This is a genomic window from Streptomyces sp. NPDC050617 (assembly GCF_040654795.1).
Lineage (GTDB): Bacteria > Actinomycetota > Actinomycetes > Streptomycetales > Streptomycetaceae > Streptomyces.
On the sequence record NZ_JBFAIS010000030.1, the window covers coordinates 18889 to 32487 of the forward strand.

Sequence of the window (13599 nt, forward strand, 5' to 3'; positions counted from 1 at the left end):
ACGCCCTGGCCGAGTCGCTCGCTCAGTGCGGGCAGCGAGCCGCGGTGGCGACAGGCGGCGAGCAGCCGGGCCGTGCCCACCGCACCCGCCGCGACGACCACACCGCGAGCGCGCAGCACTTGCGTGCCGCGGCGCATGGCGGCGCCGGGGCGGCAGGCGGTGACCGCGTATCCGTCCGAGCCGTCGGCGGTGCTCAGCGGGGCGATGTCGGTGACCTCGCGGTCTGGTTCGATGCGTGCGCCGCGCCGTTCGGCGAGCCATAGGTAGTTCTTGTCGAGGGTGTTTTTGGCGCAGACGCGGCAGCCGACCATGCAGCGTCCGCAGTCGGTGCAGCCGGTGCGTGCGGGGCCCTCGCCGCCGAAGTACGGGTCAGGTACGGTGACGCCCGCTGTGCCGCGGAACACGTCGATGCGGGTGGTGCGGAAGCGGTCGGGCGGCAGGCCGAGATCGTCGGCGGCGGCGCGGGCCATGGCGTCGCGCGGGGAGGCGACGGGGGTGTCGACGACGCCGAGCATCCGCTCCGCTATGGCGTAGTAGCGGTCCAGATCGACGTGTTCGCCCACCGCTATGTCGAGGTGCTCACGGAATGCCTCGCCGGCCCGGTACAGGGTCTGGGCGTAGACGAGGCTGCCGCCGCCGACCCCGGCGCCGCCGATGATCGACACGTTGCGGAAGGCGCTGACCCGCAGGATGCCACGCAGGCCGAACCGTGGCATCCAGAAGTAGCGGCGCAAGTCCCAAGTTGAGGCGGGGAGTTCGGAGGTGGGGTAGCGGTGCCCGGCCTCCAGGGCGCAGACCCGGTATCCGCGCTCGGCGAGCCGTAGGGCGGCCACGCTGCCGCCGAAGCCGGAACCGATCACGACCCAGTCGCAGTCGAAGCCGTCTTCGCGCTCTTGCCCGCTACGAGATCCCATGCGTATCCCTTGCTCGAGGCGCCCGTCGGTCTCACGCGCGGACCGTACGAACGGTCGGCGTCGAGGGAATAACAGTCTCTGTCCGTCCGAAACTCTCGTCAAGGTGGGCGGCGTGCGCTGACGGGCAGAGTCCACCTGGTTCACGGGGTGAAGAGTCAGTCGTCTGTCGGGCTCTGCTCGCCCATGGGGGGGCCTCGTGGTGTGGCCCGGAGGGGCTGACAGAGGGCGTGGGCGCCAAGCCGGTTCGCGGCGCGCGTGCGGGAGGCCGCGGATCGTTTTGCCGCGCTGCTCCCGGATCGCTCGGGCGCGTGATGAGGAGTTCCTGGCAGCGGCCGCGGCAGAGCCGAGTCGTCAGGAGGAGGCGGCCGCCTCCGCGAGGCAGGTGCGGACCGTCTCGGCGACCTTGCCGTCGGGATCGCTGAGCCGGGCGAGTGCGGTGCGGCGGATCAGGAGGCTGCCGAGGACCAGGTCCACGAAGGCGGCGCCGATCTCGTCGACGCTCTTCTCGCCCTCGGGATCGAACCACGTCCAGGCCCACTGCGCCGAACCGAACAGCAGCAAACTCTGCACCGGTACGTCCGTCTCGCGGAACACACCGGACTGGGCTCCGTCCCGCATGACGCCGCGGACGAGTTCCACGTACTCATCGCGCAGCCGGTCGCCCTCGGCGTGCATCTCCTGCCCGGCCAGGCGGACGCTCTCGCGCTGGAAGGCGACGGTGGCGTGCCGGTCGTGCACCTGGTAGCGCACGAACGCGTAGAGCAGGCCCGCCAGTTGATCGGCCGGTTTGCGCAGGCACTCAAGGATGCGCCGGGCCTCGGCCAGGCGGCGCCGCATGTACGACTCGTGGAGCACGGCGAGCAGGCGGTCCTTGGTGCCGTAGTGGTGCACGATCGTGCCCTTGGAGATGCCCAGCTCTTCGGCGATGTCACCGAAGTTCGTGCCGGCGTAGCCGGATTGGGCCACCCGCCGGGTAAAGGATTCCAGGATCTGCACCGACTTGCCCGCAGCCGGGATGCCCCTGCGCTTCGTGGCCACGTTCCCGCTCCTCTACGATCCGCCCGTGCACCCATTCCGGGGGTCGTCCAGGCTACCGCGCGAGCCGGCTGTCCGTACGGTCAAGGCCGTCCGTACGGTCGAAGGCCCGGGTGAACCGGACGCTGGTGCGGTACAGCGCGACGAGCCGGCCCGTCTCCGCCTCCCCGGCCATGACTCGCGACCGGCCCCCGACGGGTGCCGGCGCGGCGTGCGGCTCGCATGGCGCTCGGCCGGTCCGTGGCTGTCGGGTGCCCAGGACAGTTTCGGGTGTGCGCTGGCGGCGACGCCGGAGCCCGTGGCGAAGGCGAGTTCGGCGGCGGTGAAGGGCTGCGGGAGGGGCGCGACATGAACGCGGTGACGGTGCCCACTGGCTCATGCCGCGCGGTCGTGGTGGAGCCGTAGCCGCCGAGCGCGGCCGAGGTCCCCGGTGAGCGTCCCATGGCCTGCGCATGACCGTACGGGCGGTCAGTATCTTACGGCGCGATCATTGACTGTACGGTCGGTCAATTCTACGGTGATGCGCGCCACAGCCCACGACGAAGTGAGGCCGAACATGATCAAAACCCTCAGGCAGGTCGCTGCCGTCGCCGCCGCCCTCGGCGCCGTGCTCGCCGGATCCCTCAGCCCGCTCGCCCGGGCGGATACCGCCGACGAGGGCCCGCCGCTCACCCAGCCGGAGTCCGCGCTGCGCGACGCGGTGTCCTGCGACCCGTCCGTCACTCCGTCGTCCGGCAAGCAGGCCGTGCTTCTGGTACATGGCATCGGCGGTCAGCCCGAGGGCTACTGGGACTGGAACTACCAGCGCGCCCTGCCCGATGAGGGGTACGGAGTCTGCACCGTCGCCCTGCCCAGTCGCGGGGTCATCGACCCGGTGATCTCGGTCGAGTACGTGGTGTATGCGGCCCGGTACGCCTACGAGCGTTCGGGGCGCAAGATCGCGATGATCGGGCACAGCGAAGGCGGCTCGCTCGTGACCTGGGCCACGAAGTTCTGGCCCGACGTGGCCGCGCACGCCGAAGACGTCGTCTCGCTGGCCGGGGCCATGCGGGGTACCGGGCTCGGCAACACGCTGTGCGCCACGAACTGGTGCACCAAGGCGGCCTGGCGCGCCAGCCTGGACTCGCATTTCATGCGCGCCATGCAGAAGGCGCCGATGCCCGCGAACGCCTCGGTGACCTCTGTCTACACCACGGCCCTCGACGAGGCGGTGTTCCCGCAGCCCAAGGCGAGCAGGCTGCCCGGCGCGGCCAACATCGCGTTGCAGGATGTGTGTCCGGCACGGATCGCCGACCACGTCACGATCCTCAGCGACTCGGTCGGCTATGCCCTGGTCCTGGACGCGCTCAAGCACCCGGGGCCCGCCGTGCCGTCGCGTCTCCACAACAAGCTGTCGCTGTGCCTCAACCCGTTCATGCCGCGTGCGGTGCCTCCCCGTGCGACGGAGGTGGCCGAGATCGCCGCGGCTCTGGTCGACGGACTGCTGTTCGGCGGGGACAAGGTGAGCGCCGAGCCGCCACTGCCCGACTACGCTGCCGCGTACGGCGGTTGACCCGGACGTTCGGCGAGCGTCAGGCTCGCGCCGCCCCGACGTGGTCCTGCGCGGCTCGTGCGTCGTCCGACTCTGCGATCGACTGGGAGCATTCGACGTACTGGTCGGTGTTGCACTCCGGCGGCAGGGTTACGCCGCCGCCATCACCACCGCCCCTGCCGGGGAAGTTCACGCCCCGGCCTGCCCATCGGCCGGGGTGAGGTCGTGGACGGGGGAGCCGACGGTGATCGCGCCTGCCGGCGACGCTCCGTGCCGTTCGGCCGCCGTCCAGGTCGCGAAGCCGCCCATGCTGTGCCCCACGACGACGTGAGGGCCGTCGATACCGGCGTCGGCGGCGACGGCCATCACCTCCTCGGCCCGGACGCCGAGGCTGTATTCGCTTCGCCGGTCGCTGTCACCATGCCTGGACAGGCTGATCGCGGCGATGCGCCGGTCCGAGGCCGGTAGCGGGGCGATGCGGCCCCATCGCGCGTGAGCGGCGCCGCGCGCGAGGACGGCCCCCGCTCGGCCGCTGGAGACGTACGCCCGATAGCGGGCGTGCGCGCCGGCGACAGCGAGACCGTGGGGAGCGAAATCGCCCAGAGAGGGGTTGCCCTCGACCCCGAGAGCGCCCAAGCTATTCGGACGAAGAATGTCTGTAAATCCTGCACGCGGAGTCTGCGTGACAGGTTCCACGCCGGCGCACACGCCGTGGCAGGTGACCAAGGGATGACCGCACATGGATGTTGGATCGCTGGTGACACGGGCCGCCCGCCGCTTCGCGGACCGGACGGCCGTCGACGGACCGCAGGGCACGCTCACCTTCGCCGCTCTCGGCGACCGGGTGCTCAGGCTGGCGAACGGGCTGCTGGCCCTGGGCCTCGAACCGGGTGACCGGGTCCTCGACCTGCAGGGCAACAGCAACACATACGTCGAGACGGACCTGGCGATCCGGGCCGCCGGCCTGGTCCGGGTGGCGCTCAACCACCGTCTGCATGTGACCGACTGGGAGCGCATAGCAGAGGACTCGGGAGCCCGGGCTCTGCTCTACGACGCCCGCTGGGCGGAGCAGACCGGGTCCCTGCGTGCGGGCCTGCCGCACACCGTGGTGATCGGGGACGGTCCGGGCACCCCCTACGAGCAGCTCATCGCCCGCTCCTCGACCGCCGCGCTGCCCCCTGTAACCCCGGACTCGCTCTGCGGGTTGCACTACTCCAGCGGCACCACAGGGCACCCCAAGGGCGCGCAGCGCACCCACCGCAACTGGTTCGCGTCCGTGGTGAACATGACGCACGACGTGCTGGGCGGCCCGCCGGCCGCGGCCGACGCTTATGTGCACGCCGGGCCGATCACCCACACCAGCGGTCTGTTCCTGCTCCCGTTCCTGGTCGCCGGAGCCCGGCAGATCGTGCTGCCCTCCTGGGATCCGCAGGACTTCCTGGAGGCGGTCGCCGAGCGTGGCGGCACGCACAGCGCGATGGTGCCCACCATGGTCGCCCGCCTGCTGGCCGCACCGGGCGCCGACCGGCAGGCGCTGAGCGGCCTGAAGATGCTCGGGTACGCGGGCGCCCCCATGCCCGCCGAGCAACTGCGCCAGACCTACGAGGAATTGACGCCCCATCTGGTCCAGTACTACGGACTCGTCGAGGCGATCCCGCCGGTCACCCTGCTGGACGCGGCCGACCACGCGCGCGCCCTCGACGGCAGCCCGGACCTGCTGCGCAGCGCGGGTCGTGCCGCGCTCGGCGTCGAACTCGCGGTGGTCGACGACAGCGGGCAACCGGTCGCCCCGGGCGAGCTCGGCGAGGTCGTCACCCGCGGCGATCACGTGATGAGCGCCTACTGGAACGCGTCGGGCCGAGCCGACCTGGCCAAGTCGGTGGTGGACGGCCGGCTGCACACCGGCGACATCGGACGCCTCGACGAGGACGGCTACCTGTGGCTCGCCGACCGCAAGGGCGACATGATCATCTCGGGCGGCTACAACATCTACCCGCGTGAGGTGGAGGAGGTCGTCGCCCAGGTGCCCGGCGTCGCCGAGGTCGCGGTGCTCGGCCTCTCCGACGACGACTGGGGCCAGCGGGTGGTGGCCGTGGCGACGCGGCGGACCGGGGCGGACCTCACCGAGCAGGAGGTTCTCGACCACTGCCGCGCGCACCTGGCCTCGTACAAGAAGCCCAAGCAGGTGCTGCTCGTCGACGAGTTCCCGGTCAACTCCAACGGGAAGATCGCCAAGCGGGTCCTGCGCGAGCGCCTGGAGCGGGCCGGGCGCCCCGGCCGGCCCGGAAGCGGGGTGTGAGTCGTGCCGCAGCTGCGTACCGACTACGCACCGGCCGGTGCCGAACGCGCGGGCCAGTACCCCTTCACCCGCGGCATCTCTTCCGAGCCTCAGCCGTGGATCATGGGCCAGTACGCTGGTTTCGGCACCCCCGAAGAGTCCAACGCCCGCTTCCGCAAGCTCCTGGACGCCGGGGTGACCGGTTTCTCCGTGGCCATGGACCTGCCGACCCAGATGGGCATCGACTCCGACGATCCGCGCGCGGCCGGCGAGGTCGGCCGGGTGGGCGTGGCCATCGACTCCCTGGCCGACATCGAGATCCTCATGCGGGACATCCCGCTCGGTGAGATCACCCAGGTCCGCACCACCGCGAACTCCATCGGCTATGTCTGGGCCGCGATGTTCCTGGTCCTGGCCGAGAAGCAGGGCGTCGACCCGAACACCTTCGGACTGACCATCCAGAACGACATTCTCAAGGAGTTCATCGCCCGCGGCACCCAGATCTTCCCGCCCGAGCCGTCGCTCGGACTCGCCGCCGACGTGATCGAGCACTGCGTCCGGCACGTGCCGCGCTGGGTGCCGCTGACCATGAGCGGCTACCACATCCGTGAATCCGGCGCCTCGGCCGCCCAGGAGATCGCCTACACCTTCGCCAACGCCCGTGCGTACCTCGACGAATGCCTGGGACGAGGAGTGACCATCGATGAGATCGCCCCGTCCCTGATGACCTTCCTCGCCATCACCACGGACTTCCTGCCCGAGGTCGCCAAGTTCCGCGCCGCCCGCCGGGTGTGGGCCAAGCTGATGCGCGACACCTACGGCGCCGAGGACGTCCGCTCCCAGCAGTTGAAGATCTTCGCCTTCACCGCAGGCTCCTCGCTCACCGCGCAACAGCCTCTCAACAACGTGGTCCGCGCCTCCCTGGAGACCACCGCCGCCGCCCTGGCCGGGGTGCAGACCATGCACGTCTCCGCGTACGACGAGGCGCTCGGAGTCCCCACCGAGGCGGCCGCCACCCTTGCCCTGCGCACCCAGCAGGTCGTCGCCTTCGAGTCCGGCCTGACCGCCACTCTGGACCCGTTCGGCGGCTCCTACGCCGTGGAGGCTCTCACCGACGAGGCGGAACGCGAAATCGACGAGGTGAGCCGCCGGATCGAGGACCGCGGCGGCGCACTGCGCTGCATCGAGTCCGGCTGGTTCGCAACCGAACTCTCCGAAGCCGCCTATGGGTTGGCGCAGTCCATCGACAGCGGCGAGCGCACCGTCGTAGGCGTCAACACCTTCCGCAGCGAGGCCGAGCCGCTGGAGGTCTTCGGCATCGACCCCGCGGCCGAGGCCGCCCAGGCCCGCTCGGTACGTGAACTGCGCGAGCGTCGCGACGGCGCCGCGGTGCGCCGCGGCCTGGGAGCTCTGAGCGATGCCGCAGCAGCAGGCGAGAACGTCATGCCGGCCACCATCGAGGCGGTCCGCGCCTACGCCACCGTCGGCGAGATCGTCGACGTACTGCGCACGGAGTTCGGCACCTGGAAGCCGTCGTCGAACTTCTGACGGGCCCCCGGCCACGCAAGGGCGTCGTATGCGTGCGGCTTCGCCAAGGACGACCCGCGCGAGGACGGCGCGGCCCGGAGCCGCGCACCGACCGAGCAAGGACACAGACACAGGAGGAAAACCCGTGGGAAAACCGCTGTTGACCGACGAGGCGCGCGGCTGGGTCGGAAGGGAGTTCGACATGCCGCCGTTCACCGTCACCGAGAAGGACATCCGTAAGTACGAGGCCGGGCTCGGCAACACGGTTCCCGCGCATCCCGACACCGCACAGCCGCTGCTGTACACCGCGCTGGTGCGCCCGATCGCGCCAGTCGCGGAACTGGGCGCCGACGGGCTCACCGAGGACCGGCGCGCGCCCGTCGGCGAGGGCCGGGTGATGTTCGGTGGGATCGATGTCGAGCTGGTGCGCCCGCTGGTCGTGGGCGATCAGGTGCGTGGTCGGCGTCGGCTGGAGTCGCTGGAGGAGAAGCACGGGCGGCGCGGCCCGTTCGTCCTGGCCACCTGGCGCACCGAGTACGTGGACGCGTCCGGCGACCCGGTGATCCGTGAGGCGTCCACCCAGATCTTGAAGTGACACAGCGTGAAGTGAGGCCCTGCTCCATGACCACCACGTCCTCGATATCCGTCGGCACGCGGCTCCCCGCTCTCGTCCGGCAGCCCGACGCCACCCAGCTGTTCGTCTACAGCGCCGCGGCCTGGAACGCACACCGCATCCACATCCACCGCGAGCAGGCCCGAGCCGAGGGCCATCGCGACCTCGTCGTGCAGGGCTCGCTGCAGGGCGCCTGGCTCGCCGACCTCGCCGCCTCCTGGGCGGGCGAACACGGCCAGGTGCGCCGGGTGTACTTCCGTAACACCGGCACCGCGTACGTCGACGAGAAACTCACCGTCTCCGGCGAGGTCACCGCCGTGCGCACGCTGCCGGACGGGTGCACCGAGGCCGAGCTGGCGCTGCAGGTCGCCGGTCCGGACGGAGTCACCGCGAAGGGCGGCGCCACCGTCGTCCTGCCCCCCGGGGAGCGGCGGTGAGTGCTGTCATCAGCGGCGTGGGGGAGACGGACTACTCCAAGCAGAGCGGCCGTACCACCACCCATCTGGGCATGCGGGCCGCGCTGGCCGCCGCGCGCGACGCGGGCATCGACGCACACGAAATCGACGGAGTCGTCGGCTTCCCGCACTCCCTGAGCTCCGAGGACGTCGCCGCCAACCTCGGGCTGCACGCCTTGCGGCACAGCGTGACCGTCGCGATGGGCGGCGCAAGCTCGGTAGCCGCGCTGGGGCACGCCCGGCTCGCCGTCGAATGCGGGGCCGCCCGGCACGTCCTGATCCTGCGCGCGCGCAACGGCTGCTCCGGAGGCCGCGTCCACGAGCGGCCCTCGCAGCTCCCGGCCCAGCATTTCCGCACCCAACTGGAACACCCCTACGGCTGGAACACCGCCGCTCAGCGCTACGCCATGATCTGCCGCCGCTACCAGCACGAGTACGAACTGACCCGCGAACAGCTCGGCGCGGTCGCCCTCGCGGCCCGGGCGCACGCGCAGCTCAACCCGCGCGCGATGATGTACGGCCGCGAGCTGACCATGGAGCAGTACCTCGCCGGACGGATGATCGCCGACCCGTACCACCTCTTCGACTGCTGTCTGGAGACGGACGGCGCCTGCGCGGTCATCGTCTCCGCGCGGGCCCCGGCGGACGGGCCGCCGCCGGTGCGCATCCTGGGCGTCGCCGAAGGCCGCCCGCGCACCCCCGACGACCTGACCAACCGTCCGGACCCGCTGGCCATCGGCCTCGCCCCGGCCGCGGTCGCCGTCTGGGAGCGCACCGGCCTGGCGCCGGCGGACATGGACGCCGCCATGGTCTACGACTGCTTCACCTTCGAAGTCATCCACCAACTGGAGGCGGCCGGCTTCGCCCCCGAGGGCGGCGGCGGGAAGTTCGCCGCGTCCGGCGCCATCCGGCTCGGCGGCTCGCTGCCGGTGAACACGCACGGCGGGCTGCTCTCCGAGGGCCATCTGTCCGGCCTGAACCACGTCGTGGAGGCCGTGCGCCAACTGCGCGGCGGCCTCGGCGGTACGGGCCTGGGCGCGCGGCAGGTCGAGGGCGCCCGGCATGTCGCCGTCACAGGCTGGGGCGACTTGGGCGACGGCTCCTTCGCCGTCCTGGCCAACGAAAGGGGTACCGCCCGATGAGCACCCGACCGCTGCCCGACACCGCCGACCCCGAGTTCGCCCCGCACTGGGCCGGGCTGCGCGAGGGCCGCCTCCTCGTGCCGCGCTGCACCGGCTGCGGGCGGCACTCCTGGCCGCCCCGCCCAGTGTGCCCCGCCTGCCACGCGGACCACGCCGAATGGAGCGAGGTCGCCGCCCGCGGCGCCGTCTACTCCTGGACACTCGTCGGCCACCGCACCCTGCCCGGCTTCGAGCCGCCCTACGCCGTGGTGTTGGTGGAGACCGATACGGGCGTGCGCCTGCTCGGCGGCTTCACCGCGGACCGTGGCGAACTGCGCATCGGCCTGCCGGTGACCGCTGTCTATCAGCGGGCGGACGACGTGGGAACGACGCTCCTGGCCTGGGCCCCCGCAGAAAGGACCACACACGCATGACCGTCCGCATCCCCGCTTTCGCGCACGACGACGGCGACATCCGCCGCGCCCTGCGCGACATGCTCGACTCCTGTTCCACACCCGAGGAGGTGCGCACCGCCGAGAGCGCCGGCACCCGCCACGATCCAGCTCTGTGGACCCAGCTGACCGAGGGGGCCTGGACCTCCCTGGCGGTGAGCGAGGAGCGCGGCGGCGTCGGCGGCACCGCCGCCGACCTGCACCTCGTCCTCTACGAGTTCGGGCGGGCCGCGGCACCCGCGCCGGTGCGCAGCGCCGCCGTGGGAACCGCCCTCTTCCTGGACCGCGCCTTCCCCGACTCCACGCGCGCCACTGAACTGGCCCGTGCGGTGAGCACGGGCGAGATCTTGGTCCCCGCCGTGGACGAGAACAGCAGCCCGGCGCCCGTATACGACGCCGCTGCCGGGACGGTGACCGGCCGCATCCCCCTGGTGCGGGACGCGGCCGCCGCCACCGGCTTCCTGGTGTGCGCCGCCGACGGCACCTGGCTCACCGTCCGCGCCGCCGACGCGAAGATCCGCCATCAGCCGAGCCTCGGCGAGGACAACCAGTACGCCCTCACCCTCACCGCCGCCCCCGCCGAGCCGATCGGCACCGCCCCGGAGGCATCGCGCACCTGGCGCACCCTGCGCTGGTTCGCCGAGGCGTGCTGGATCACCGGGCTGGCCTCACGGGCCCTCGACACAGCCGTGGCGCACGCCGGCGAGCGCGCCCAGTTCGGCCGGCCCATCGGCACCTTCCAGGCCGTCCAGCACCTGCTCGCCGACTGCGCGATCGGCCTCCAGGCCACCACCGACCTGTGCCGCGCCACGGCCCTGGCCGTGGACGCGCACGGCGCGGCCGGCGCCGAGGCGCACGCGAGCGCCGCCGAAGCACTGGAGGCCGTCCGACTCCACGCCCGCACCGTCACCCGCAACACCCATCAAGTCCTGGGCGGTGCGGGCTACGTACAGGAACACGACCTGCAGCTGTACACCCGGCGCATCCGCTCGGCCCTGCTGTGGGGCGCGGACAGCGAGGAACTGTGCGAACTCGTCCTGGCCCACCGCCACCCGACCAATCCGGAGGAGAACGCCGCATGAGCCTGGCCGTCTACGGCGAGCAGGACGAGCAGCTGCGCCGCGAGGTGCGCGCCTTCCTGGTCGAGACCTGGGACGAGGAACGTCAGCTGGCCGCCCTCGTCGAGCAGCACCACCACCAGGACCACATCCCGCAGGAGTGGGAGCGGGAGTTCTGGCGCGAGTTGGGCAGGCGCGGCTGGCTCGGCCTCGCCATCCCTCCCGAGTACGGCGGGAGCGGCGGCACCGCGCTGCAACGGCACCTGCTCACCGAGGAGATGAGCTACATCGGTGCGCCCTACCCGCGCGCCGCCACCTCCATCGTCGCGCCCGCCCTCCTTGAGCACGCGGACGAGGAACTGAAGCAGCGCTTCCTGCCCCTCATCGCCCGCGGCGAGATCAACTTCTGCCTCGGCTACAGCGAGCCGGAGGCCGGCACCGACCTGGCCTCTCTCAAGATGCGCGCCCGTCGCGAGGGCGACCATTACATCGTCAACGGCATGAAGCTGTTCACCAGCCGCGCGCACCGCTGTGACTACGTCTACCTGGCCGTGCGCACCGATGCCTCGGGGACGAAGCACGAGGGCATCACGCTGCTCATCGTCGACCTGGCGGACGTGGTGATCGAGCCGCTGCCCACCATGGACGGCCGCACCAACATCACCTACTACGACGAGGTGCGCGTGCCCGTCGCCCACCGGATCGGCGAGGAGGGCCAAGGCTGGACGTACCTGAGCGGCGCGCTCGGCCTGGAGCGCATCGGAGTCTTCCCTGTCGGCCACATCCGCCGTTGCCTGGAGGAGGTCGTCAAGCTGGCCCGACGCCCCCGCCCGGACGGCCGTGTCCCGTTCGACTCGCCCGCCGTCCGTCAGGAACTGGCCTGCTCCCAAGTGGAGTTCGCCGCGATCCAGGCCATGGTCGAAGGCGCGCTCACCCGCGCCGTCGTCGACGACGACCTGCCCGGCTTTGCGGCGGCGCAGGTCAAGACCGCCGTCACCGAGTACAAGCAGCGCCTGGTCGACCTGGCCGGCACCCTGCTCGGCCCCTACGGGCAGCTGATGCCCGGTGCTGTCGACGCCCCGCTGGAGGGAATGGTGCCCCAGCTGTGGGCGGACGCCATCGTCCACACCTTCGGCGCCGGCACCAACGAGATCCAGCGCGACATGATCGCGCAGCGCGGGCTCGGTATGCCCCGCAAGAGCCGCTGACCCCGTCGACCACCCCTGCGAGGAACCTTCCCATGACCACTGCCGACGCGCCGCTGTCCGGCGTCACCGTGCTCGACCTCAGCCACGTCTACGCGGGCCCGTACGCCACCCTGATGCTGGCGCAGGCCGGGGCGCGGATCGTCAAGATCGAGCCGCCGACCGGTGAGCACCTGCGCCGCCGCGGCGCCGTCCCGGGCCCGCGCTACGCCTTCGCGATGCTCAACTCGGGCAAGGAGTCCCTCGCCCTCGACCTCAAGAGCGCCGAAGGAATCGCGCTGTTCAAGCGCCTGGTGGTCGCGGCCGACGTGCTCGTGGAGAACTTCACTCCCGGCGTCATGGACCGGCTCGGCATCGGCTGGGACACCCTCAAGGAGATCAACCCCCGCCTGGTGTACGCCCAGTCCTCCGGCTACGGCACCACCGGCCCTTACGCCGCGTATCCGGCGATGGACCTGACCGTGCAGGCGATGGCCGGTGTGGTCTCGGCCACCGGGTACCCCGGCTCCGACCCGGTCAAGTCCGGCGCGGCGGTCTGCGACTTCTCCGCCGGGATCAACCTCTACGGCGCGATCGCCACGGCCCTGTTCCGGCGCGAGCGCACCGGGCGGGGCGGCCGCGTCGAGGTCTCGATGATGGAGTCCGTGTTCCCGATGCTGATGTCGTCGCTCAGCTCGCACTACTCCACCGGTGAGGAAGTGGAGCGTGTCGGCAACCAGCACCCCGGCCTGTCGGTCGCCCCCTACAGCGTCTTCGCCACGAAGGACGGCCATGTCGCGATCGCCTGCGAGGGAGACCACCACTGGCGCGCGCTGGCCGTCCTGATGGGCCGCCCCGAGCTCGGCGAAGACGAGCGCTACGCGGGGGTCAAGGCCCGCGTGGCCCGTCGCGAGGAGGTCGACGAACTGGTCGCCGAGTGGACCGGAGCCCTGACCAAGGAGGAGGCGTTCGAGCGGCTGCGGGCCGCGAAGGTGCCCTCGGCCCCGGTGCGTACGGTCGCCGAGGTCGCGTCCGACCCGCACCTGGCCGCGCGCGGCTACCTCTACCCGCAGGACCACCCCGAGCTCGGCCCGATCACCGCCATGGGCTCGCCGATCACCTTCGAGGTCGCGGACCGCCCCGCCCGTTCCGCCCGCCCTCTGCACGCCGATGCGGAGGACCTGCTGCGCGACCTGCTGGCGGTCGGCGTCGAGGAGTACGCACAGCTCGCCGCGTCCGGGGCGTTCGGACCCCAGCCGAATGCCGCACGCTGAGCAGGCGTCGCCCGCGTGGCCGTGCGGCGGCGGGCGGGACCGCCGTCTGGTCGCACCCGAACCGCGCGCTTCGCGGAACCCTTTACAGACGATTCTCGTCTGCATTAACGTGCGGACACATCCACAACTCCCCACCCCACCAAGAGCGGAAGGAAAG

Annotated in this window: 12 protein-coding genes and 1 pseudogene; 10 read left to right on the forward strand and 3 right to left on the reverse strand. The window is 71.6% G+C overall.

All coding sequences use genetic code 11. The features are described 5' to 3' along the window. Positions 1-68: 68 nt before the first annotated feature. Together AB0I49_RS31015 and AB0I49_RS31020 are read right to left on the reverse strand one after the other, a co-directional pair. A pseudogene (locus AB0I49_RS31015) lies at positions 69-914 on the reverse strand (FAD-binding protein); the annotation flags it as partial. A gap of 351 nt (positions 915-1265) precedes the next feature. Then, positions 1266-1952: a TetR/AcrR family transcriptional regulator gene (locus AB0I49_RS31020; RefSeq protein ID WP_363230458.1), complete on the reverse strand. Its 687-nt coding sequence runs from the start codon at positions 1950-1952 to the stop codon at positions 1266-1268. Between the two features lie 553 nt (positions 1953-2505). On the opposite strand from AB0I49_RS31020, the gene AB0I49_RS31025 reads away from it, so the two are divergent. Beyond that, entirely contained in the window at positions 2506-3501 is a 996-nt protein-coding gene (locus tag AB0I49_RS31025) for an alpha/beta hydrolase (protein WP_363230459.1), read from the forward strand. Positions 3502-3669: 168 nt separating this feature from the next. Here AB0I49_RS31025 and AB0I49_RS31030 read toward each other — a convergent pair whose 3' ends face one another. Continuing rightward, positions 3670-4116 carry an alpha/beta fold hydrolase gene (locus AB0I49_RS31030; protein WP_363230460.1) on the reverse strand — a complete coding sequence of 149 codons (447 nt, stop codon included), beginning with the start codon at positions 4114-4116 and terminating at the stop codon, positions 3670-3672. Between the two features lie 103 nt (positions 4117-4219). Between AB0I49_RS31030 and AB0I49_RS31035 the strand changes: the two genes are divergently transcribed. The 9 genes from AB0I49_RS31035 to AB0I49_RS31075 all read left to right on the forward strand — a co-directional run bounded on the left by AB0I49_RS31035 (position 4220) and on the right by AB0I49_RS31075 (position 13442). Further along, positions 4220-5779, forward strand: coding sequence for an AMP-binding protein (locus AB0I49_RS31035; protein ID WP_363230461.1), 1560 nt, complete (start codon positions 4220-4222; stop codon positions 5777-5779). A 3-nt stretch (positions 5780-5782) separates the two neighbouring features. Then, positions 5783-7306: a methylmalonyl-CoA mutase family protein gene (locus tag AB0I49_RS31040; RefSeq protein WP_363230462.1), complete on the forward strand. Its 1524-nt coding sequence runs from the start codon at positions 5783-5785 to the stop codon at positions 7304-7306. Positions 7307-7430: 124 nt separating this feature from the next. Further along, positions 7431-7880: a MaoC family dehydratase N-terminal domain-containing protein gene (locus AB0I49_RS31045; RefSeq protein WP_363230463.1), complete on the forward strand. Its 450-nt coding sequence runs from the start codon at positions 7431-7433 to the stop codon at positions 7878-7880. A gap of 26 nt (positions 7881-7906) precedes the next feature. Continuing rightward, a complete protein-coding gene (locus AB0I49_RS31050) occupies positions 7907-8335 on the forward strand; it encodes an acyl dehydratase (RefSeq protein ID WP_363230464.1) in 429 nt (142 codons plus the stop codon). Further along, positions 8332-9495 carry a lipid-transfer protein gene (locus AB0I49_RS31055; protein WP_363230465.1) on the forward strand — a complete coding sequence of 388 codons (1164 nt, stop codon included), beginning with the start codon at positions 8332-8334 and terminating at the stop codon, positions 9493-9495. The genes AB0I49_RS31050 and AB0I49_RS31055 overlap by 4 nt, the downstream gene beginning before the upstream one ends. Next, positions 9492-9908 (forward strand): OB-fold domain-containing protein, encoded by a 417-nt coding sequence (locus AB0I49_RS31060; RefSeq protein ID WP_363230466.1) that lies wholly within the window; start codon positions 9492-9494, stop codon positions 9906-9908. The genes AB0I49_RS31055 and AB0I49_RS31060 overlap by 4 nt, the downstream gene beginning before the upstream one ends. Continuing rightward, positions 9905-11008 (forward strand): acyl-CoA dehydrogenase family protein, encoded by a 1104-nt coding sequence (locus tag AB0I49_RS31065; RefSeq protein WP_363230467.1) that lies wholly within the window; start codon positions 9905-9907, stop codon positions 11006-11008. The genes AB0I49_RS31060 and AB0I49_RS31065 overlap by 4 nt, the downstream gene beginning before the upstream one ends. Continuing rightward, the gene (locus AB0I49_RS31070) at positions 11005-12192 is read left to right on the forward strand and encodes an acyl-CoA dehydrogenase family protein (protein WP_363230468.1); all 1188 of its coding nucleotides are present in this window, start codon (positions 11005-11007) and stop codon (positions 12190-12192) included. The genes AB0I49_RS31065 and AB0I49_RS31070 overlap by 4 nt, the downstream gene beginning before the upstream one ends. A 32-nt stretch (positions 12193-12224) precedes the next feature. Then, on the forward strand, positions 12225-13442 hold the full coding sequence (locus AB0I49_RS31075; protein ID WP_363230469.1) for a CoA transferase: 1218 nt from the start codon (positions 12225-12227) through the stop codon (positions 13440-13442). The last annotated feature ends 157 nt before the right edge of the window (positions 13443-13599 follow it).

Bases quoted from the DNA above. Each gene is read 5' to 3' on its own strand.
- AB0I49_RS31025 (WP_363230459.1), top strand. From the start codon at position 2,506: ATGATCAAAACCCTCAGGCAGGTCGCTGCCGTCGCCGCCGCCCTCGGC.
- AB0I49_RS31035 (WP_363230461.1), top strand. From the start codon at position 4,220: ATGGATGTTGGATCGCTGGTGACACGGGCCGCCCGCCGCTTCGCGGAC.
- AB0I49_RS31050 (WP_363230464.1), top strand. From the start codon at position 7,907: ATGACCACCACGTCCTCGATATCCGTCGGCACGCGGCTCCCCGCTCTC.
- AB0I49_RS31060 (WP_363230466.1), top strand. From the start codon at position 9,492: ATGAGCACCCGACCGCTGCCCGACACCGCCGACCCCGAGTTCGCCCCG.
- AB0I49_RS31065 (WP_363230467.1), top strand. From the start codon at position 9,905: ATGACCGTCCGCATCCCCGCTTTCGCGCACGACGACGGCGACATCCGC.
- AB0I49_RS31070 (WP_363230468.1), top strand. From the start codon at position 11,005: ATGAGCCTGGCCGTCTACGGCGAGCAGGACGAGCAGCTGCGCCGCGAG.
- AB0I49_RS31075 (WP_363230469.1), top strand. From the start codon at position 12,225: ATGACCACTGCCGACGCGCCGCTGTCCGGCGTCACCGTGCTCGACCTC.